19 protein-coding genes are annotated in these 23117 nt (G+C 31.7%); 3 read left to right on the top strand and 16 right to left on the bottom strand.

Going from position 1 to position 23117, the window contains the following annotated elements; all coding sequences use genetic code 11:
* Positions 1-67: 67 nt before the first annotated feature.
* The 10 genes from QMG60_RS16560 to QMG60_RS16515 all read right to left on the bottom strand — a co-directional run bounded on the left by QMG60_RS16560 (position 68) and on the right by QMG60_RS16515 (position 11853).
* Complete coding sequence (locus QMG60_RS16560) at positions 68-2599, bottom strand: PIG-L family deacetylase (RefSeq protein ID WP_281865694.1); 2532 nt, start codon at positions 2597-2599, stop codon at positions 68-70.
* 182 nt (positions 2600-2781) lie between these two features.
* A complete protein-coding gene (locus QMG60_RS16555; RefSeq protein WP_281865693.1) occupies positions 2782-4401 on the bottom strand; it encodes a hypothetical protein in 1620 nt (539 codons plus the stop codon).
* Between the two features lie 206 nt (positions 4402-4607).
* Entirely contained in the window at positions 4608-5126 is a 519-nt protein-coding gene (locus QMG60_RS16550) for a hypothetical protein (RefSeq protein ID WP_057117893.1), read from the bottom strand.
* Positions 5127-5311: 185 nt separating this feature from the next.
* A complete protein-coding gene (locus tag QMG60_RS16545) occupies positions 5312-7144 on the bottom strand; it encodes a hypothetical protein (RefSeq protein ID WP_057117894.1) in 1833 nt (610 codons plus the stop codon).
* Positions 7145-7218: 74 nt separating this feature from the next.
* Positions 7219-8319 carry an AI-2E family transporter gene (locus QMG60_RS16540; RefSeq protein ID WP_057117895.1) on the bottom strand — a complete coding sequence of 367 codons (1101 nt, stop codon included), beginning with the start codon at positions 8317-8319 and terminating at the stop codon, positions 7219-7221.
* A 102-nt stretch (positions 8320-8421) separates the two neighbouring features.
* On the bottom strand, positions 8422-8952 hold the full coding sequence (locus tag QMG60_RS16535) for a mechanosensitive ion channel domain-containing protein (RefSeq protein ID WP_057117896.1): 531 nt from the start codon (positions 8950-8952) through the stop codon (positions 8422-8424).
* 10 nt (positions 8953-8962) lie between these two features.
* The gene (locus QMG60_RS16530; protein WP_281865692.1) at positions 8963-9547 is read right to left on the bottom strand and encodes a Maf-like protein; all 585 of its coding nucleotides are present in this window, start codon (positions 9545-9547) and stop codon (positions 8963-8965) included.
* A complete protein-coding gene (locus QMG60_RS16525; RefSeq protein WP_082586818.1) occupies positions 9540-10466 on the bottom strand; it encodes a geranylgeranylglycerol-phosphate geranylgeranyltransferase in 927 nt (308 codons plus the stop codon). Before QMG60_RS16525 ends, QMG60_RS16530 begins: the two co-directional genes overlap by 8 nt.
* Positions 10467-10580: 114 nt before the next feature.
* Positions 10581-11108: an HAD-IIIA family hydrolase gene (locus QMG60_RS16520; RefSeq protein WP_281865691.1), complete on the bottom strand. Its 528-nt coding sequence runs from the start codon at positions 11106-11108 to the stop codon at positions 10581-10583.
* Positions 11092-11853 (bottom strand): Rossmann-like and DUF2520 domain-containing protein, encoded by a 762-nt coding sequence (locus QMG60_RS16515; RefSeq protein ID WP_281865690.1) that lies wholly within the window; start codon positions 11851-11853, stop codon positions 11092-11094. Before QMG60_RS16515 ends, QMG60_RS16520 begins: the two co-directional genes overlap by 17 nt.
* Before the next feature lie 324 nt (positions 11854-12177).
* On the opposite strand from QMG60_RS16515, the gene ccsA reads away from it, so the two are divergent.
* A complete protein-coding gene (gene ccsA, locus QMG60_RS16510; protein ID WP_281865689.1) occupies positions 12178-15393 on the top strand; it encodes a cytochrome c biogenesis protein CcsA in 3216 nt (1071 codons plus the stop codon).
* Positions 15394-15454: 61 nt separating this feature from the next.
* Here the strand turns inward: ccsA and QMG60_RS16505 are convergent, their stop codons facing one another.
* The 4 genes from QMG60_RS16505 to QMG60_RS16490 form a co-directional block, all read right to left on the bottom strand.
* Positions 15455-16186, bottom strand: a complete 732-nt coding sequence (locus QMG60_RS16505) for a DUF3667 domain-containing protein (RefSeq protein ID WP_281865688.1) — start codon at positions 16184-16186, stop codon at positions 15455-15457.
* 2 nt (positions 16187-16188) lie between these two features.
* Entirely contained in the window at positions 16189-16575 is a 387-nt protein-coding gene (locus QMG60_RS16500; protein ID WP_281865687.1) for a DoxX family protein, read from the bottom strand.
* Positions 16576-16666: 91 nt separating this feature from the next.
* Positions 16667-17455, bottom strand: a complete 789-nt coding sequence (locus QMG60_RS16495) for an anti-sigma factor (RefSeq protein ID WP_281865686.1) — start codon at positions 17453-17455, stop codon at positions 16667-16669.
* Positions 17455-17985: an RNA polymerase sigma factor gene (locus tag QMG60_RS16490; protein ID WP_057117904.1), complete on the bottom strand. Its 531-nt coding sequence runs from the start codon at positions 17983-17985 to the stop codon at positions 17455-17457. Before QMG60_RS16490 ends, QMG60_RS16495 begins: the two co-directional genes overlap by 1 nt.
* A 791-nt stretch (positions 17986-18776) precedes the next feature.
* On the opposite strand from QMG60_RS16490, the gene QMG60_RS16485 reads away from it, so the two are divergent.
* A complete protein-coding gene (locus QMG60_RS16485; RefSeq protein ID WP_281865685.1) occupies positions 18777-19355 on the top strand; it encodes a glutathione peroxidase in 579 nt (192 codons plus the stop codon).
* Positions 19356-19505: 150 nt separating this feature from the next.
* Here the strand turns inward: QMG60_RS16485 and QMG60_RS16480 are convergent, their stop codons facing one another.
* Both QMG60_RS16480 and QMG60_RS16475 read right to left on the bottom strand, forming a co-directional pair.
* Positions 19506-20003 (bottom strand): GNAT family N-acetyltransferase, encoded by a 498-nt coding sequence (locus tag QMG60_RS16480; RefSeq protein ID WP_057117906.1) that lies wholly within the window; start codon positions 20001-20003, stop codon positions 19506-19508.
* Between the two features lie 15 nt (positions 20004-20018).
* The gene (locus tag QMG60_RS16475) at positions 20019-21194 is read right to left on the bottom strand and encodes a thioredoxin fold domain-containing protein (protein WP_281865684.1); all 1176 of its coding nucleotides are present in this window, start codon (positions 21192-21194) and stop codon (positions 20019-20021) included.
* Positions 21195-21370: 176 nt separating this feature from the next.
* Between QMG60_RS16475 and menD the strand changes: the two genes are divergently transcribed.
* Entirely contained in the window at positions 21371-23032 is a 1662-nt protein-coding gene (menD, locus tag QMG60_RS16470) for a 2-succinyl-5-enolpyruvyl-6-hydroxy-3-cyclohexene-1-carboxylic-acid synthase (protein ID WP_281865683.1), read from the top strand.
* Positions 23033-23117: the final 85 nt, after the last annotated feature.

The raw sequence follows: 23117 nt of genomic DNA, 5'->3' as shown, positions 1-23117 counted from the left end.
ATTGCATTAGCGACCAAAACATAGGTGTAGCTTTTTTTCCATTTTTTTTGTTTTTTCGCTTCCATAATTATTGTTTTATGTCTTGTTTAGGAGCTTCAATAGGCTGTTTTAGAGAAATAATATTCGATAATAATCGATACGCTCCAGAAACACCTTCTGGTAATTCCCTGAAGAAACTCAAACCTGTGTAAATATAATATCCTTTTCCGTACGGAGCTACTAATAAAGCACCATCTTTAGCAGATTCTCCTTTATCATGCGACGAAATAATAGGAGTAAAGGCAGGATCATATTCATTTGGATAATACAAACCTTGCTCTTGTGTCCAGCCTTCAAAATCTTTTGAGGAAATTTTATTTGGCGTATTCAAGACTGGATGATTTGGAGCTAGAAAAGTAATTTTTGCATTTTCTTCGGTCACACGGTCATTAGATAATTTTAACGGATAAGGTGCGATTTTATCGGTTACCAGTTTTCCGTTAGTATTATACTGAACAATCATGTTTTTGCCGCCTTTAACAAAATTAAAAAGTATATTTTGTTTATTAGCCAAAGCACTTACTGTATTGTAGGCGCGAATTCCTGTAATAACAGTACTAAAGGAATCTAATTTTTCTGGGGTAATTTCTTCTGGTTTTAAGATAGAAACTTTGTACCCCATTTGAGTTAAACTTTCAGGAACTTCGTCGCCTGCACCCATAATGTAAGCAATTGCATCTCCAGAAGTTTTCAAATCGATTCGAATACATTTAGATTCTGCTGGTTTTAAAACCATTTGTTTCGTAATATGGCTAAAATCTATAATCGTTTGATCTTTGTCAAAACGTTTGTTGTCTACAACTGCAATGCTTTTTGCCACAACTTCTTCTGGGTTAAGAGGAGGAGTTACTTCAAAATAAAATATTTGCTCGTTTCCTTTTTTGTCCAAAACGAACGGAATTTCTTTTGGAGAAACATTCCAGCTTTTTGGCAATTCTAATTGTAAATTTCCTTTTACATCGTCTTTTCCTGCACGTACTTTTACAGGAATCATTTTGCTTTTAGTATCTCTAAAAATCAAAACTTTTTCTAAAATTGAAGTTGTAACTTCTGGTACAATATCAAGAAAATTATACATTTCTCCTTTTACACCGTCGTTATATTTGTAAACGACAGTTCGTTCGAACGGAATTTCTACACCGTTTATTTTTACATTAAAAACAACTTTTACATTTCTGATGATGTCTGGAATTCCAATATTTTCCTGATTGGAAACTGTGTACATTCCAACAGTTGCTTTTTCTTTTAACCAATAAGGCTGTGTATACTCAATATTGTTTGGAAGTTGTAATTGAAGATTGATTCTCTGATCGTTATTATTCTTCAAAACACTATTTTGAACTGTAGTTTTATTGTCCGGCAATGTTGTTACACTTGCCAATTGCATATCAACACTGCATCTGTTAATAGCTTCAAGACTCAATCTAATTGTGCTTCCTGGAGTTGCTTCCTGCTCATTTGAAACCGCTTCAAGATATAATCCTGAGCATGATGCAATAATATTTTTTATAGCAGCAGATTTAATAGTTTTCCAATGTGTATCTTCCAAACCCTCGATCATAGAATAGGCTTTTACTAAATCTGGAATACTTGCTGATGGATTACTAAAATCATATTTTGAAATAATCGAAGTAATTAGTTCACCAACTGGTTTTCCGTTTTTAACTCGGTTCCAAGTTGTGTCAATTCCGTCAAATAAATTATCTCTGTCTTTTGGGGTTTCACCATTAATAAGTTCTAAATATTCGGTTTCTTCGCCACGAACTCCCGTGCTTCCAAAACCTTGAGATTGGTGGCGGCTTCTGCTTAAAGCTGCAATTTCTTGATTTGATTTTCCAATTCCAGTATAATAAACCCCAGTTTCTAATTTGGTAAATTTAGATTTATTAGCAGCATTAAATTTTTCCTGACTTCCGTAAAACCACCAAGACGGATTAAAAAATTGTCTTTTAACCTGCCACGGCGTTACATATTGCAATTGTTCTGGGTAAACTTTTGGATCATTGGTTAATTTAAAACTTTCAACACTCAACATTGCTGAGGATGTATGATGACCGTGCGTTGTTCCTGGCGAACGGTGATCGAATCTATTGATAATAATATCCGGCTGAAATTTTCTGATTGTCCAAACCACATCTGCTAAGACTTTGCCTTTGTCCCAAATATCTAGAGTCTCATCTGGATTTTTAGAAAAACCAAAGTCATTTGCACGGGAGAAAAACTGTTCTCCGCCATCAATTTTTCTGGCTTCAATTAGTTCTTGCGTTCTTATAACACCTAATAATTCACGTAATTGTGGTCCAATTAAATTTTGTCCTCCATCACCGCGGGTTAACGATAAGTAACCAGTTCTGGCATTCATCTCATTTGCCAAATACGAAATCATTCGAGTATTTTCGTCATCAGGATGTGCAGCAACATATAATACAGAGCCTAAAAAGTTCAATTTTTTGATTTGATTGTAAATTTCAACCGAATTTGGTTTTTGCGGTTGTTGTGCAAATGAAGTTTGAAAACCTATAAAAAATAAAAGAAAGATTTGGATCTGTATTTTTCGCATGGTAATGAGTTAGTTGTTTTCTGAAATTGTCCCAAAAATACTAATTATTTTATGGAAGATTATTTAAATGAATTGTTAACGCACAATAATTGTACCTTAATTAAAGCAGTTAAAATAAAAAAAGCTGCCAGATTAATTCTGGCAGCTTTCAAAATATTTAGGTTTTGAAATTTAACTATTGTTTATTTCAACTTGTTTTCTGTGTCTTTGTAAGTTCCTGTAATTGTAACATTACTTCCTTTTGTAACTTTCCCGTAGATTGTAATAGAAGAATCGTTTCCGATGAAATTAATTTTAGCACCGCTGTTTAATCTTAAATCTCCCCAAATTACAACCGAACCTTCAATTTGTAATACTGCATTATTATTTATGATAAGCTCTGTTGACTGTAGATATTTACCTTGAGACAAACTTCCTCTCATATTAAAAGTACCATTGGTATTTAAAGTTAGGTTACTTAAAACAGTTATAGCGCCGCAATGTGTTAAAACTGCACCAGAATTTACAATTGCCGAATTAATAGCTGTTGCACCTTGGTAAGATTTAATTTCATTGGAGTTTAAAATCAAATCTCTGCCTTGATTATAAATTCCGTATGAAGAACAACTGGCAAATGTAGTGTTTGGTTTTTCCATCTTAATGATTTTCAAACCACCTGTTCCGCTGGCAACGTAAATATAGTTTCCGCTTGATTTTACGTAGTTTGAAGAACCGGCAATTCCTACAGAACCTAATAAACTTAATTGAGTTCCTGATTGATAAACATTAAGGCCTAAAGCACCATTTGCAAGAAATGCATATCCGTCGTTTACAGAAACAGCATTTGTAACATTATCTTCACCAGCAGTAGTAATTCCAATTGTTTGTAACTTAGAACCGCTGTTGATGTCGTAAACGCCAAGACCATTTGGACCTTCAGAAACCAAAAGTTTTGTTCCATCAATATCCATTGTTCTTTTTGCACCGCTTATATCTGTAGAAGTTGTAAAGCTTTTTTGCAAAGCAAGTGTCGATTGATTATAGATGTTAACTCCTTTATTTCCGCTCAAAGTCACGACTTTATCAGAAGTTAATGCAATAGAACGTAGATCAGACATTGCAGTTTTACCAGTAATTGCTTTAGTAGAAGTACTCATTTTAAACAAGCTTCCGTTATCTCCAGTTACAGCAAAATAATTAGAAGAGTTAGCTGCTACATCCGTTGTAACTCTGCTTTCTAAATAATTAGTCATTACTTTATCCGTAAGTAATCCAGAGCTTAAAGGCATATTAAAAACTATTGCAGGATTGTTTGCAAGCAAAGGGTCTTTATCTACATCTTTTGCTGCTCCAATAATTAAGTTTCCATTAGAGTAGGTAAGAGATGTAATATCAGTATTTGGAATTAAAGCTGATGTAACTAATTTTGGTTTATATGGATCTGAAACATCAATTACATCGATCGCTCCAGAATATACATCGCCTCTTGTAATATAAGAAACATAAGCATAGTTTCCGTTTACTGTAACGTGGCTTGCTTGTAATGTTTTTCCGTTAGCATCAACTGGCGGTTTTACTTCAGCAATTTGAACTAAAGGGAAAGTTGTAATAGTGTTGTCAGCAGATTTTCCTGTTAAAGAACCGTTTTCAATAGAAATTACTCCAGAATTGGTATAATCAAGCCTTTGATTTAAAGCATTTTGATCTGAAGTAATAGTAATGTTATTCAACGATTGGTTATCGTTTTTGTTATCATCATTATTGTCACAGCCTATTAATAGTGACATTGTTAAAAATGAAAGCAAATAAACATTCTTTTTCATAAATTTCTTTTTTGGATTTTTAAAATTCGGTGCAAATATAAGTCAGAATCTCATTAAACAATGGTTAATTTTTTAAAACTAACTGTTTTTCAGTGATTTATATGTAAATTACAAAGATTTAACAAAAGTTCAAAGTTAAATTTGCAAAAAAAAGAGAGTATCATATTATTTGATACTCTCTTGTATTGAAAACTAGTGATTTAGTATTATCTTCTTCCACGTCCGTGATCATGGTCGTCGTGACGATCATCATGTCTGTCATGTTTATCATGATGCTTATCGTGTTTGTCATAATGTTTGTAATCTCTGTGGTCATGACGACGATCATTGTAACCATAAACTGGTCTTGGTTTGTATGGTCTTTGTGGAGCACCATGATATCCTTTATAATATTTTACTCTATGACGATCAAAATAAGTATAAGGAGTTCTACCATGATAATCGGTTAAAACTACTTTATAACCACCATATAAATCATAGTTTCTATATTGTCTTGGCAGGTAAGTTGTTCTAACCCATCTTCCTCCTCCAAAATATATAAATTGCGCAGCACGAACATCATAGTAAGCTTCAATATCTGGAAGATAATAATATTCCATTTCGCTATATCCTGCAGGACCCCAAGCTGGAGGATTTCCTATGTTAACGTTTATCGATACTTGGGCTTGCGTGGCATTTGCAACCATTAGAAATAATCCGGCGATTGCTAATTTTATCGTTTTCATTTTGTTTATTTTTTTAAATGTTAATCTTGTTCAAAGATATTCATATACTGTGCCAAAAAAATAAAGCAAATGTATTTTATCGGATAAAAATGCATTTCGACGAGTCGTTTTTAGAAAATTTTTATGCTAAATTATTGATTATAAATTGCTTTACACTTTTTTGAAAATTTAGAAAAAAAATAAAATTATTTATAATCAACAACTCTTGGTTTAGCAAGTTCGAAGCTTTGGAGTCCATAATCTGTAGTTTCAAAAGTATTTGTTTTGAAAACATTATCGCCCTGAAGCGGAATACTTGGATAATATGAAATTGAAAGCTGAAATGAACTAAAAACCAAATAGTCATTACTAACCAACAATCCTAGGGTGAGTTTAGAATACGGTTTGCTTTTAGTCATTGCGACTTCTGGACTTCCTAAAACGGCAATGGAGTAATTAAAAAATGGATTTAAACGAAACCCCCATAATGCATGCGGAGAATAGGTTTGGGTTTGGAGTGATAAAACAGCTTTACTAGTCCCATACAATGCAGTATTAAATCCTGCTAAACCATTTTGTTCATTTATATTAAGTTCATCACCAATCACATTGTCACGGTTTATACCAAAAACAAATTTTGGATTTACGAATTGTCTTAATTTCCAGTTCCCAATACTGTACAACTTTGTAAAATAATTCGATTCAAATAAAAAAGCAGTACGGTAGGTTTTAGATTGATGAAAGAAAGTTCCAGCCTCAAAATTCATACTCAGAAATCCTAATCGATAGTAATTTCCAAATGAAAATTGTGCGCCGACATATGGCCTCCAAAATGTGTTTTTGTATTGATAGCCAAATGTTACTCCATATATTCTGCCTATAGGAACGTCTTCCGTTTGTCCATTTCTAAAGATATAACTGTCTTTGATAAACTTTCGAGTATTTAATCCGATACCGCTTAGAATCAGTTTTTCACTTGAATAAAAATGATCTGGATCATAAACTTCTGTTGGCGATTCGCTGTAATTGACATTTAAAAATCTCGCAGTTGTAATAAGATTGGTTATTGCATCATGATCGTCTTTAAACATTTTAAAAGCTCGTCCCGCCCAAACATCCTGTGATGTATATTTCATCGGCTGATAGGCATAAGAAAGATCTGGAGCTTGAAGCGTATCTCGTCTGTAATATTCATCAACATAAACTCCGCCCGCCCATTTGGTTAAAGGAGAGTAGAAATCACGTTCTACATCAATGCTTTTGATATAGTTATTATCTAAGTCCATTTTGTAATGAAGAATGGTACTGATATAAGTGTTTTTGATATTCGGAACGGTATAGGTTGCTTCATTAGCATTTCGTCCATCATCAAATCGATTCGTAAAACGGTATTCCAGCTGCTGTCCAGAGCCAAAAAAGTCTTTTTCTTTAAAACCAATCGAAACTTGATTACTCGAAATAGAAAATCTCGGAATTGTACTCCAGGAATCTAAAACTCTAATTGTAACATCTACAGAATCAGATGCTTTTCCGACAGATTGATTGGAGATTCGAACGGCGGTCACATAACGCTGGGAACGAATCAAACGCTCAGATTCTAAAACTTTATAGGTATTATAAGGTGTATTTCGTTTGAATAACAATAAATTATAAATCGCTATTTTTTTTGTTTTTAAATGAAGCTTGTTTCCTGTTCGTTCTCCCCAGTTTTTGGGTACTTGTGTGGTATCTGCAACAGAATGACCAAACGGATCTAATGTAATAATATTTATATTTCGAATAATTTTGCCTTCATAATTTGTAGAGTCTATTTTTACCAAAAGTTCTTCTTTTTTCTTTGGTTTCCTCGATCTAAAAAATAGTTTATGCATAGTTTGCGTAAACTTATTTCTTTTAGAATAATTTCGGATTTTGTTATAGATTTCAGTACTGTCTTTTTGAGGTTTTGGCTCTTTTTTAGTTTGATCTACTTGTCCATATACACCTTGTAAGCAAAAGCATAACAGAATAAAAAATACTATTTTATTGTTTAAAGACATTCGGTAATTTTACTTCTAATAATTTTATTGTTTATGAATATAGGAATAAATAATAGGTTTAAAAAATAAGTTTTTTAATGCTCAACAGAAGTCCTTCTTATTCTCCATTTAAATTTCCTAGGTACGTGATTGCCCATGAGATATCCCCAAGGTGAAAGTGATTCTATTCTATCAAATATAATTTTTAGAATGGCTAAAAGCGGAATGGCTAAGAACATTCCGGCTATTCCTGCTGCAGCGCCGCCAACAATAATACCCATAATAGAAACAAACGCATTTATTTCAACTTTAGAATTAATAATTAATGGCACAAGCAGATTATTATCAATAAGTTGAACAATTATATTTACTATCAGGATTCCAAGAATAACAGAAGTATCTGCAGATCCAGTTAATGATGCTAATACGGTAATGATTCCGGCAATTAAAATTCCGATATAAGGAATTAGGTTTAAAATTCCAGTTATAAGTCCTAACAATATAAAATATTTAATGCCAATAATCCACAATCCTAAACTGGTTAATATAGAAACAACAATCATTTCAATAATTAAACTAACAATATAATTGTTTACAGAAACTTTTATCTGCGAAAGAATGTCTTTTAAAACCGGATGATTTTCTTGGCTTATTAATTTAGCTAAAAACAATTTAAAATGCTCTTTATATATTAAAAACAAAAACGTATAAATGACGATAATCGTACTATCCAAAAGAACATCGCTTATAGATATTATAGAAGATACTATTGTAGCCTGGCCGTTTTTAACTGAATCTTTTGTTACTGTATCCAGATATTTTTTTTGTTCTCCAATGCTTACTTGAAAATTTTCTCTAATAAATTTATGAATTTCAATGATAAAAGTATTTGCATTTTTCTTTATGGTATCAAAATCATTCGCCATATAAGTAACCTGATAGGAAATGAAAACCAAAATACCGACAATGAAGGATAGAAAAATTAAAAGACAAACTATTGCGGCTAAATGCCTTGGGAATTTAAATTTTGTATTTAAAAAGGTAAAAATGGGAAGTAGTAGAACAGCAAATAAAAATGCCATTAAAACTGGAGTCAGAATATCTTTTCCAGTACAAAAAATAAAAGCAAAACAAATTAAAGTAACAAGTATAAAGCAAAGCTTTGCATAAAAAGGTAAAGTTATGGGTCGAGTCATTATTTGAAGATTTAAGCTGGTTTTATAAAACAAATATTACACTTTATTTGCTCTTTTCTGTTCTAGCTTTTCTTCGCGGCGTTATAGAATTCCCATTAACATTTAATCAAAAAACTCTCTTTCTTCATATTTGGCGGGAATAATAGAGATTCCTTTTTGCAGTAATAAATTGTTTGGGAAAATAATTTTCTCGCCTTCTTTCGTTTTTAAGCTCACATGGAAGGTATTGATGTCTTCAATTTCGGCTTCGATAGGAAAATCTTTATCATGTATTTTTATAGTGTCCCCAATTCTAAAGGGAAAAGAAAAGAATAAAATCATTCCAGAAGTAATATTGCTCAAAATCGACCATTGTGCAAACATAGCCACTCCAATTACAGTTGCAATCGAAGAAATAGTAATGAAAATATCTTGCGTTTCAACGCCCCAAACCACAATTAAACTGGTTGTAACCAATATATTCATTAGAATATTAATGTACTTGATTACTAAATTGGTTCTATGTTCAAATAAATGACTAGTAGAGGCAAAACGTCTTATCAATTTTGCAATAACCATTCTAAGAACAATCAATATAAGAATGAGAATTATGGTAGCTAAGATTTCGCGGCTATACTCTTTAAAAGAAAACATAAATAAATTTTTACACTAATGTACTTAAAAATTCGTAAACTTTTGCTGTCGGAAGCCCCATAACATTGGTATAAGAGCCTTCAACTTTTGCAACTGCCATAAAACCAAACCATTCCTGAATGCCATAAGCGCCAGCTTTGTCGTAAGGTTTATAATTTTCTATGTAGTACAAAATTGCTTCATCAGATAAATCATTGAAAGTAACTTTTGTAATATCATGCAATAGGGTAGAAGAGTCAGCAGTTTTAAAGCATACAGAAGTAATTACTTCATGAGTAGCGTTAGACATTGATTTGATCATTTCAAAAGCTTCTTCCGCATTTTTTGGTTTTCCCAATGCTTTATTTTGATGCCATACAATTGTATCACTCGTTACTAAAATTTCATTTTCTTGTAACTCGCCTTCAAAAGCTTTAGCTTTTAGTTCGGCCAGATAATCGGTTATTTCTACTGCTTTTAATTCTGGCGGATAAATCTCTTCAATATCTTTTAAGCGAATTTCAAAATCAAGATCTAAATCCTTAAAAAACTGCTGTCTTCTTGGCGAACCAGAAGCTAAAATGATTTTATATTTTTTTAGTTTTTCTTTAAGCATTGTATTTGATATTTAAGGCGATAACCAAGATTGATAAAATTCCGAAGAATAAAACAAGTTTTAAAATAGTACTTAAATGATGAAAATCTTTTTGAGATTTTGCAGTAAATATTTTGACTATGAAATATAATAATGGGGCTAAAACTGTAACAAACGAATAAAGGACAGCAATATAAAGCTTGTTCTCCATAAAATAAATATTGCTGTAAAGCGCAGATAATATAAAAGCAATAACGGCAAAGCCTAAAGCAATTTTGGCAGCTCTATTAATTCCAATAGCAATGGGTAATGTATTCATTCCTTGATTGTAATCTCCATTTACATCTTCAATATCTTTAACTATTTCACGAATAAAATTAATCATAAAAGCAAACAAGGCATAATCTATTAGGATTGAAAAAAGACTTGCCATCTGCGCTTGATTTTCAGCAGTTGTTGCTGGAAAAAGATCAAAAACTCCAATAATTAAAACGCTCACAGCAAGAAGCAATGCAACAACAAAATTGCCCAAAATCATAATTTGCTTTAAAGTTGTAGCATAAAAATATAGTAAAGAAGCAATTAAGATAAAAAGCGAGGCAAAAGTAGGCCTTAGAATAATATTCGATAGAATAAAACCAATGGCAACTCCAGAAATATTTAAACCAATATAAATATTATAAGCCGCCGTTTCTGTTATTCCTTTACCAACAACAACGTCGTTAGGTTTATTAATACTGTCGGTTGCAACATCATAAATATTATTAATGACATAACCCGCTGCGGCCAGCAAAACGGTACTCAAAACCAGTAATCCGTATTGCCAGTCTGACAATGCTAACGGAATATCCTGCTGTTTTAAAAATGCATAACGAAAAAGAAGCTGCATAAAAGCAAGCATTAATAAGTTTTTATAACGAATAAGTTTTAGGTATTTCATTTTTGAGGTTCTGGGTGGCTAAGTTGCTAAGGTTCTAAGATTTTTATGTTTATGGCTTGTAAAAATATAAATGTTACGTTCATTAACAATTTATAATTGATAATTCACAATTAATTAATCGTGTTTTCCATCAAAATACTCCATCCATTTCCCTTGCACCTTCATAACTTGTTCGATGACGTCTCTTGCAGCGCCTCTTCCGCCTTTTACGTGTGAAATGTAACGACAGATATTTTTAATTTCTGGACTTGCATCTTGTGGACAGGCTGGAAGTCCAACTAATTTCATTACATGAAAATCAGGAATATCATCTCCCATATACAACACATTTTCAGGCTTAATATTATAAGTTTCTGTGTATTCTTTAAAAGTTTGTACTTTATTTGGGGTTCCTAAATGAATGTCGGTAACACCCAGATTACGAAGACGAATGCGGACACCTTCATTGCTTCCGCCAGAAATAACGCATACTTTGAAACCGCTTTCGATTGCTGCTTTTAAAGCATAACCATCACGAATATTCATTGTTCTTAACATTTCGCCTTCATTGGTTACAAAAACAGAACTGTCTGTAAGTACGCCGTCTACATCAAAAACAAACGTTGTGATGTCATTCATTATTTCTTTATAACTTTTTGCCATTATGTTGTATAGATTGTGTTAGGATTTTATAGATATTTTTTTTGTTTTCATTTTGTAAAAAATCCAAATGTGCATTGATTGTTTTGGAATCTTCACGTTTTGCAGGACCTGTCTGCGCCTCAGTTGGATCAAGCGTATTAATTTTATCCGCCGTCTCCTGAATTAAAGGTCTTAGTATTGAAAAAGGAACTTGATTTTCTTCACAAATTTCTTGTCCAATTTGATAAAGATGATTGGTAAAATTATTCACAAAAACTGCAGCGACATGAAGTGCTTTTCGCTGCTCTGAATTGATAGAATAAACAGCAGTAGAAACACTTTTAGCTACAGATTCTAAAAGTTTAAAATCAGCAGTATTTTCAGCCTCTAAACAAAAAGGAATTATAGAAAAATCTATATTTTTATTTTTAGAAAAAGTCTGCAGCGGATAAAAAACACCCCTACGATTTTTTTCATCTAAAACATCTATTGGTGATGTTCCAGAAGTATGCACTACAAACTGATTATTAAATGGAAGTTGTTCTGAAACTTCGGTAATTGCATTGTCTGAAACTGCAATTATATGTAGATCAGCAGTCTGTAATTCACTGTAGTCAGAAATAATTTTTTCATAATCAACCAAATGAGCCACAGCTTCCTTGTTTCTTGAAAAAACCTGTTTAATTTCTACAGTTTTGCTTGTATCAAAAGCTTTTATTAAATGCTGTGCGACGTTGCCGGAACCGATTATTGTTATCTGAATCATAAGAGCAAAATTAGTATTATTTTTTATAAAGATAATTTGTAATGAAAACTTTTGCGACAGATTGCAGGGTACTAATATGATTTTTATTTTCAGACATTATTCTAATTGCCAAGATTAAAGTATGATAATCTATTTTAATTTATAAGAAAATAATCAAGACAGCTATATTGTAAATGTTTGTTTTTGTAAAAATAAGTTTACTTTTTTGAGAATTTGATCAAATTTCTTGCTATATATTTGGTTTTTATTAACAAATATCACATACCTAAAATCAACATTTTTAAGTACTTTTGTGCCACTTTTATACAATGTAATTCCTTAAAAATGGATAAAAAAATATTCTCTTTTTTGTTTTCTACACGATTAATGGCCGTTCTTTTTTTAACATTCGCAATTGCAATGGGTGTTGGAACTTTTATCGAAAGTAAATACAATACCGATACAGCCAGAATACTTATTTACAATACTTGGTGGTTTGAGGCGATAATGCTTGTTTTTGTAATTAATTTCTTCGGAAACATTAAACGTTATCAACTGCTTAAAAAAGAAAAGTGGGCAACCTTCTTACTGCATATTTCTTTTATTTTCATCATTTTAGGAGCTTTTATTACCCGTTACATTAGTTATGAAGGAATGATGCCTATTCGCGAAGGCGCTGCAGAAAATCAAATTTACTCCGATAAAACTTTCTTAACCATTTTTGTGGATGGTGAATATAAAGGGGAGATGAAAAGAAGGGTTTTTGAAAAAAATCTGTTATTATCTCCTGTTACTAATAATGATTTCAGTGTTTCTGGAAAATTTGATGAAACACCTTTTGAAGTTACATACTCTAATTATATAATGGGAGCGAAGGAAGTGGTTAAACCAGATCCAAACGGAACTTTATATCTTAAATTAGTAGAAGCTGGTGCCGGCGGACGTGAAGAACATTATCTTAAAGAAGGTGAGGTTCAAAATATTCACAATGTTTTATTTGCTTTAAATAAACCAACTGACGGAGCAATTAATATTAATACAACTGGTAAAGAATACACTATTCAGACTCCTTTTGAAGGGGAGTTTATGCGAATGGCAGATCAGTTTAAAGGAAAAGTCACTAAAAATAATGCACAGCCTTTAATGATGCGTTCGTTGTATAGCATTGGAGATATTAGAATTGTATTTCCAGATCCGCCAATGAAGGGAAAAGTGGAATATGAATCAAATAATGATTTTAAAGCTAAATCTCATACAGACGCTTTGGTCGTAAAAGTTAAAGCTGAAGGACAAGAAAAAGAAGTAATGCTGATGGGGTCTAAAGGCCAGATTGGAGAGGCTAAAACGGTTAAAATTGGCAATATTGAATATTCTTTATTTTATGGAAGTAAAGCATACATTTTACCTTTTAAAATAAAATTGAACGATTTTATAGCAGAAAAATATCCTGGTACCGAAAAAAGTTATTCTTCATATAAAAGTAAAGTTACTGTCCAGGATTCTACAGAAACTTTTGATTATGATATTTTTATGAATCACGTTTTAGATCATAAAGGATATCGTTTCTTCCAGTCTTCATTTGATCCAGATGAAAAAGGAACTGTTTTATCTGTAAACCATGATTTTTGGGGAACTAATATTACTTATTTGGGTTATTTTTTACTTTATATAGGACTTATGGCAATTATGTTTACAAAACATTCTCGTTTTGGTGATTTGAAACGTAAACTAGAAGCGGTTAAAAAGAAAAAAGAAAAGCTAATTACTATTTTAGTTTTAATGATAAGCTTAAGTGGTTTTGCACAGCAGACTCCACATGTTCATTCTCATGATCACGATCACGCGCATACCGCAGATCCTAATGATCATGCTAATCATGTTACAGCGCCGCCAAGTCAAAAACAATTAGATTCATTATTGACTATTTATAAAGCACCAGAATCGCACGCAGCAAAATTTGGACGATTGATTATCCAAGATGCCGGCGGAAGAATGAAACCTATTAATACGTTTTCGTCTGAGTTACTTCGAAAAGTAAGCCATAAGGATACTTACAATGGAATGAATTCTGATCAGGTTTTCTTATCGATGACACAATATGCTCAGGTTTGGATTCAGATTCCTTTGATTTATATTAAATCTGGAAATGATAGTATTCGTAAAATTATCGGAATTGATTCGAAAGATCAATACGCTCCGTTTGTGAAATTCTTTGATGAGCAGGGAAATTATAAATTATCTCCTTATTTGGATGAGGCTTACAAAGCTGCAAATCCAAATAATTTTGAGAAAGATTTTGTTGAGACAGATAAAAAAGTAAACTTAATGGAATCTGCTTTAAGCGGAAGCATTTTGAGAATATTTCCAGTTCCAAACGATCCAAATCATAAATGGGTTTCTTATTTAGAACGCAATAATAATGGCTTTAAAGGAATGGATTCAACTTACGTTAACCAAATTCTGCCTTTATATTTTAGTGCCCTAAACAACGGTTCAATTGCTAAAAACTTTGACACAGCAGACAATTTAGTTGAAAGCATTAATGGTTTTCAAAAGAAATTTGGTAGCAAAGTACGACCAAGTGAAGACAAAATCGATGCTGAGATAGCTTATAATAAATACGACGTTTTTCAAAAATTACCGTATTGGTATATTACAGTAGCAAGCTTTATGTTCATTTTTATTATCGTGAACATTTTCTTTGAGAAAAAATGGCTTCGTATTACAATAGATGGTTTCCATGTTTTAGTCGGATTGTTATTTGCAATTCATACATTAGGATTAATTGCACGCTGGTATATTTCTGGTCACGCGCCTTGGAGTAATGCTTACGAATCAATCGTTTATGTAGCTTGGTCCACAATGTTCTTCGGATTGGCTTTTGATAGAAAATCAAAATTAACAGTAGCATCATCTGCCTTTGTTACTGCTATGATTTTAATGGCAGCTTACATGAACTGGATTGATCCTGAAATTGCAAACTTACAACCGGTTCTTAACTCGTATTGGTTAATGATTCACGTGGCAGTTATTGTAGGTAGTTATGGTCCAACTGCATTAGGATTTATTTTAGGCTTTGTTGCATTGCTCTTGATTTTCTTTACAACTGAGAAAAATAAAGCCAAAATGGAGCTTAATTTAAAAGAGATTACATATATCAACGAAATGGCTTTAACTATTGGTTTGATCATGCTTACTATTGGAAACTTCTTAGGTGGACAATGGGCAAACGAAAGCTGGGGACGTTACTGGGGATGGGATCCAAAAGAAACTTGGGCTTTAATCTCAATTATGATTTATGCATTTGTAATTCACGCTCGTTTTGTTCCTGCTTTAAGAGGAAAATGGTTCTTCAACTTAATGAGTATGTTTGCATTTGTTTCAATTCTGTTTACTTATTATGGAGTAAATTTCCATTTGGTTGGTTTGCATTCTTACGCAAGCGGAGAAGCGCATTCATTAAGTTGGGTTTATTACACTTTGATTTCCATTAGTGTTATTGGAGCTGTTACCTATCCAAAATATAGAAAGTACTATAAAAGTAAAAAAGTAAAGAAATAAATAATTCAAAGGAATTATTAATTCAAAAAAGGTTCAACATAATGTTGAACCTTTTTGTTTTTTAAAAGTTACCTGTAATTAAAAGTATTACTGCAAAAACAATTGTAAAGCAGATTAAAAATATGATATGACTAAGTATCGATAAAAAGAATGCTCGTGTTTTTGATATTTTATCGAAAAATTGAATGTTGGTCCAAAATATTAATACAATACCTATTAGATAGGTTACAAACGAAAACTGCTGTAAATGATGCGTACTGTTGAAATAAAATAATATTGGAAATGTCAAAATCTGGACAAAAAGCCGCTGTGAAGCTTTAAAAGTATTGAGAACAAAAAATTCAAAAAAGTTATATCCCTGATTTCTAAAAACAATATAAGTACCAATTGTATATAACGGTATTGTAGCTATTGTTACCCAAGAGAAATGTGTTGTAATCCATTCATTTAGATTTTCATAATCTAATGCATCATTTGAATCATTTGCTAAATAATGAATATTAAAATAATGGAATAAAAAACCATAAAAAGTTGCTAACAGAACAACTAAAGATAAAGGTTTGAAATGTCTGACGCGTTTTCCTTCAATAAATTCGCGAACAGTATCTCCAGGCCTTGTAAATAGTTCCTTTAAAGAAAAGAGAATTCCCTGATCAAAATGGAATAAGCCATGCTGTATGTCGTGCCATAAAAAATGACCGTTAATTTTGTGTGTTTCTGTGCTTTGGCCGCAATTATTGCAGTAATTACCAGTATAAACTTGCTGACAGTTTTTACAAGTTATTTTCATCATAACTAATCTTTATAATTTAATTTAAATCCATTTGGGTACATAATCGCTAATAAAACACAAATTAATAAAAAATTATATTCTATACCATTTCTTCCACCGCCAACGACAAACCATCCATCCTGAAAATGAACCAGAATAATTCCCATAAGCAAAATAAAAATAGTTATGAATCCTGCAGGTTTTACATATTTGTTTAAAAGCAGTAATATAGCCGCTGCAATATGCGACAATTTAATTGACCAAGCCAGAAAAACACCAAAAGGAGCAAAGCCAATTTGATTTAAAAATAAATTTCCGAAATCATTTATTCCGTTATTAAACATTCCGAAAACAGAATGCGTTAATAAAATGATTGCAGTTGCAATTCTTAAAAGTAAAGTTCCATTCATAGATCTTTTGATAGAGTTTATTTTGTAAAAATAAAAAAGCGCATATTAAAAGTAATTAATATACGCTTTGCATTTATAAATATTTAAGTTTTTAAACTTTTCCTAAAGTATACAATTGTTCCATTGTTGGAGTTAAACTTCCTCCTGCAGGTTCCAGCGTGATACCGAACGCTTCTGCCGAATCGGTCTGGCTTACAGCAAAGATTTTTTGTCTATTTCCTTCGAAATTATCCAGTAAACCAATACTTGTAGGCGTAAGAACTGGACTTAATTTTAAAGACCAAACTTGATAAACCATTCCTTTTGGAGGCGTTGGCAGACCAGCGGCATCAATATAAGTTGTTTTAGTTTGTTTATTCCAATACACTTTTGCAAAAGATGTAGGAGAAACAGCCTGACCGCCAAGAGTTACACCAGTATTTTTGATATCTCTAACAATACTCAGGTTTTTCTCTGTTTGTTTATTCTGCTGATCTAAATAAGCATACTCTCTTTGGATTTTATTTTTTTCATTTCCAACATTTGAAATTGCTTCCTTAGTTTTTGTTAATTCTAAAGTTTGATAGCCTAAACCAAGCAATAATAATACTGCCGCGGCCCAGCCCACATATTGAGACCAGTTTGAAGCTGGTTTCATATCGACTACTTTGCCATGTTTAAGTTCCAGACGGGTTTTTATTTTCTCAAAATTCTCCACAGAATGGAAAGGAGAGAAGCTCGAAGATAAAGCAATTATAGCCTTTTCGATCGAAATAATTTCCTGATCAACTTCAGGATTGTTTTTTGCCAGTTCAGCTATTTCTAGGTTTTCTTTTTCGCTTAGTAAGCCATATACATATAACTCTAGAATTCCTGATTCTATATATTCTTGTGCTTCCATTATATTTTTAAATAATTACGTAAATCGTTAATACAGTTTCTGTTTTGTGTCTTGATTGTGCCCAGTGGAATGGCTAATTCTTCCGAAGCTTCTTGCTGGGTATATCCTTTAAAGAATAACAAATTGATGATTTCAATACATTTTGGTTTAAGTTTCTTCACGAATTCCTGAATTCCAATTGCATCAAGTTTATTAGCTAATTTATTACTGTCATCTAACAGATTTACGAAATTATCAGAGGAAAGGTTTTTTTGGCTGTTATTAAAGTTTTTAGAACGAAGTTTATCAATCGAAGTGTTTCGAGCGATATTAAGAATCCAAGTGTAAAATCGTCCTTTACTTTCATTATAAGAATCGATGTTTTTCCAGATTTTTACAAAGACGTCTTGTAAAACATCTTCTGCTTCTTCTCGATTTTTGATTAAGACATGAATGACAGAAAATAAGCTTTTAGAATACATATCATATAAATGTGTAAAAGCCTTTTCGTCCTTTTTGTAAATTAAAACTAACAATTCTTCTTGACTCATAGATTTGGATTTTAAGTTTAAACATAAAAAGTTAGACAGCTGGTGGTAACCAGTTATAAAGATAATTTATTTTTTTCGGATTTTTTTTTATTTTTTTTGTAGTCTAAACCCTAGGAAAATAAAGAGGTTTAAAAAAAAATATGATTTTTTTTACTTTTTTTAAAACCAAAAACAATCCAATTTCGTAAATAAATTTAGAAGTAGGAAAAAGAACATATTAAAAATGAAAAGCGATTCTAAAAACTGATATTATGAATAAGAGAAATGCAATTAAAATATTAATCGTAGGATTGACAACTGTTTTAGCATTGACTGTTTTTAATAAAGTTGATTTTAGAAAAGAGATGTTGATTAAGAGCTCTAAATGAGAAACGTTATGAATTTGTTCTTTAAATTTTGAAAAGTTGAAAACTAAATATAGTATAGTTGATGCACTCGGACTTCCAAACCGAAGATTTTTTTAATTGTTAGAGTGAATTACACCATTTAAAAGTTACATCAATACAAGCCATTTGAAAATATTTTGAAAAGTTCGTTTTGACATTGGGGGTTAAGAAGATTTTCACTATAACCGAGTCATCAACTATAATTCGATAACATATAGATTATTTTATTTATAAAAAGATTGCATAATAATTAATTCATGGTTTGATTTGTTTGTATGGGGGGAAGCCTAACGTCTGATTAACGTTAGGCTTCATTTTTTTATTTAACTTTTGATTAATAAAATTTAAAGAAAGAAAAGAGTTTTAGTAAAGCGGATTTTAGCTAATTTTATAAAAAATTATACGATGAAAAATATAGCAATTTTAGTTTGCAGTGCATTATTTATGATAGCATCGCAAGTGCAGGCTCAAACGAGCCATAAACCTAAAACAGAAGTCATGGCAAAAGAAAACATTTACCAGTTTAAAGTTGAAGATTTATCAGGAGATACTTTTGACTTTGCATCTTTGAAAGGCAAAAAAATCATGATTGTCAATACAGCATCAAAATGTGGTTTGACACCTCAGTACAAAGATTTAGAGGCTATTTACAAAGAATATAAAGACAAAGGTTTTGTAATTGTAGGTTTTCCAGCAAATAACTTTGCTTCGCAGGAACCTGGAACAGCGAAGGAAATTGAATCTTTCTGCCAGCAGAATTATGGCGTAACTTTCCCGATGATGAATAAAATATCAGTAAAAGGAAATGATATGGCTGAAATTTACAAATTCCTGACTCAGAAATCTAAAAATGGTTTACAGGATTCTGAAGTAGAGTGGAATTTCCAAAAATACTTAATTAATGAAAAGGGAGAATTGGTAAAAGTAATTAAACCAAGAACTTTACCAACAGATCCAGAAGTTATTAATTGGATAAAAAGTTAATAAGTAAAGTAATGAAAAAAAAATCCGTAAATCTGAAATTTTGAGATTTACGGATTTTTTTTTGGTTTGTCAGACTGAGCGAAGTCGAAGTCCTGTTTTGCTGAATCACTTTGCTTAACTTCGACTTTGCTCAGTCTGACAAAAATATAGTTATTTTAAAATCAACTGCATGAAAACCAAATCGAGCCAATGATCAAACTTGTAGCCCACTTCGCGAATTGTACCCGTTGCTACGAAACCAAATCTTTCGTGAAAAGCTATACTACCGGCATTATCAGCATCAATTGCGCCAATCATTACGTGATAACCTTGTTCTTTTGCCAAGCGAATTAATTCTGCCAACAGTTTAGATCCAATTCCTTTTCCGATTACATGATCGACTACATAAACAGAATGTTCAACCGTAAATTGATATCCAATTTTTTCGCGAAACTGTCCGTAACTTCCAAAACCAACGACCTCGCCATCTAAATCGGCTACAACAACCGGTAGATTTTTGGCTGTTTTATCTTCAAACCACTTTTTTTGAACTTCTAAAGTTTGAATTTCATAGCTGTAATTAGCCGTTGTATGTAAAATGGAATGATTTACAATTTCTAAAATCTTTTGTAAATCATTTGATGTTGCTGGTCTTAAAACAATATTCATATTTAATTTTTGCGATTATTTTGTGTTTAATTCTGCTAGTAAAACATCTACATCTTTAGAATTCCAACCCATTTCTTTTGCAATGGCTTTGGCTTCTTTAGCATATTCTAAAGCCTTTTTTTTATCTTTTATTTTATTATAAAGTCTGGCCTCTAATAAATTACCATCGTAAGAATCATTTAATTCTAAAGAATGATTTACCCAGAAAATGGCTTTTTTCAAACTTTCAGTATCGTTAATATGCTTTAAATAAGTATTTCCAATATCTTTTAAAAAACTAGCATCATTCCAGGCCAATTTTTGTGTGTCTTCAAGAGTAACTTTTTTATAGAAATCCCATTTTTCTGTTCTTTCAGCTAAAGATAAATCATATTTAAAAACTAAAGAATCTGTTTTTTGAAGACGGATAGATTTAGCAACTTCTCTTTGTTTATAATAGTTTACAGTGTCTAAATTGTCAACCAGCGGGCGAAGCAATTCGGTTACAATACTTTCAATTTTACGGTCAATTCTATTTTGAGAAGCTACAGCAGCAAATTCTTTTTGATGGTTTAAAACATACTGAAATTCTCTCGATTTAATATCTGTTACTCCGTTTGCAATAACTCTCCAATTCAATTCACTAATTAATTGCGCATCAGACTGTGTATTTAAATACGTATGTGTTGCTGGAGATAGTTCTGTTCTGTCTTTTCCTTTTTTTAAAGTATTTAAATAAGTGAAATATTTATCTGAATTACTCGGATCTGCCATAAATTCCTTTTCTAAATAAGGCAATTGCATTTTCGGATTTAAAGCATAATGCAGCTCATTTAAAAATTCAGCTTTTTTCATTTCGCCTTTTAAAGCATAAATCAATGTTTCATTAGCATCCAAAAATAAAAAAGTAGGAAGTGATTTTGTGTTGAATTTGTTTTTTAGTGCAATTCCTTCCTCTTTTTCGATGTTTTTATAGGTACAGACAAAATTTTTATTCAAAAAATCCATAACTGCTGGATCGCTTAAAACTTCACTTTTCATTAAATTACAATGCGGACACCAGTCAGCATACAACATTACAAAAAGAGGTTTTCCTTCTTTTTTAGCATTTTCCAGTGCTGTTTGATAAGGTGTATCAACAGGAACAAATTTATTTTGAGAAATTACAGTTTGAAAAGTTACAGCTAAAAAAAGTACATACAGAAAACGCATAGCAGGTCTGGCTTTTATTTATAATTCGATTTTACAAATATATTTCCTTTTTCGAGAAAGAGACTTAATATATTCCTAATTATAATTTAAATCAAGTGCGAAGTTTGTAACTTTGTAAGCAAGATTAAGAAAGTCAAATCAAAGATTTTCTTTAAAAAAAGTAATACGCGATCAGAATGATTTACCCCAAAATAGCGCTTGCACAAAGCATTATCGAAATTTTATCTGCCAAAGGCATCATTAATATTATTATTTCTCCAGGATCTAGAAATGCGCCATTAACCATTGGATTTGCTCAAAACCCTAATTTTAAATGTTATAGTATTGCAGACGAGCGCTGTGCTGCTTTTTTTGCTTTAGGAATTGCACAGCAAACCAAACAGCCTACAGCAGTGGTTTGTACATCTGGATCGGCTTTATTGAACTATTATCCGGCTTTTGCGGAAGCATTTTACAGCCAGATTCCGTTAATCGTAATTTCTGCAGATCGTCCTCAGAGTAAAATTGATATTGGAGACGGACAAACTATTCGTCAGGAAAATGTGTTTCTAAATCATTCTGTTTATAATGCCAATTTGACCGAAGATGCGTCAGAAGAAAATGATTCAAAAATCAATCTAGCAATAGAAACGGCAATTCAGCAAAAAGGGCCAGTGCACATCAATGCGCCTTTTGAAGAGCCTTTATATGAAACTACAGAAGAACTTTTAGTGCAGCCAAAAATTACAAATCTGCAGTCTGACATTGCTCCAAAAACTATAGAAAATAGTGATGAATTTGTTTCTGTTTGGAATAATGCGAAACGAAAATTAATCTTAGTCGGAGTAAATGAAGCGAATGTTATTGATCAAGAAATAATTGAAAACTTAGCTTCAGATCCTTCAATCGTTGTACTTACAGAAACGACTTCGAATCTTCATCATGCAAGTTTTATTAATAGTATTGATACTTTAATTACACCTTTTGATGATTCTGATTTTAAAGAATTTAACCCAGAAGTTTTAGTAACTTTTGGCGGAATGGTTGTTTCCAAAAGAATCAAAGGTTTTTTAAGAAAATACAAACCCGAGCATCACTGGCACATCGATACGTTACGTGCATACGATACATTTGGAGCATTGACCAAACATTTTGAAATGCAGCCAAATGATTTTTTTAAAGACTTACTCTCAAAAACATCTTTTGTAGAAAGTGATTACTTTAAAGATATCCAAGATGTTTATAAAACCCGAGTAATTAAAAGACAAGAATATCTTAATCAAATTGGTTTTTCAGATTTTAAAGTTTTCGAGAAAGTTATTGAAACGCTTCCTAAAAATAGTATCCTTCAAATTAGTAATAGTTCGGCAATTCGTTACGCTCAATTAATTGATATTGATGAATCTATAGAAGTCTTCTGCAATCGCGGAACTAGTGGAATTGACGGAAGTACATCAACTGCAGTTGGAGCTTCAGTTGGAAATGATAAACAGACAGTATTTATTACAGGTGATATCAGTTTCTTATACGACAGCAATGCGTTATGGAACTCTTATATTCCGAAAAATTTCAAGATAATATTGGTAAACAATGGAGGAGGAGGAATTTTCAGAATTCTGCCTGGACACGAGGAAAAACCTGTTTTTAATACCTATTTTGAAACTTCTCATCAGTTAACAGCAGAACATTTAGCTAAAATGTATCAGTGTAACTATTTTAAAGCGAATGATTTAGAATCATTAAATAGCAGTTTAGAAATACTCTACAATTCAAATGATGCGCCTGGAATTCTCGAGATTTTTACGCCGACAACAGAAAATGATATTATTTTAAAACAATATTTTAAAAAGCTTATTTAATTAATTTGTAAGTTAATATTTGTTAAAAATTAGTTTTCTTTCATTATAATATTTAGTTTTGGTTTTAGAAATAATAACCAATATA

Source organism: Flavobacterium sp. GSB-24, assembly GCF_027924665.1.
In the GTDB taxonomy this organism is placed as follows: Bacteria; Bacteroidota; Bacteroidia; order Flavobacteriales; family Flavobacteriaceae; genus Flavobacterium.
Note: the sequence above shows the minus strand (reverse complement) of the source record. Positions and strands in the feature narration are given on the sequence as shown.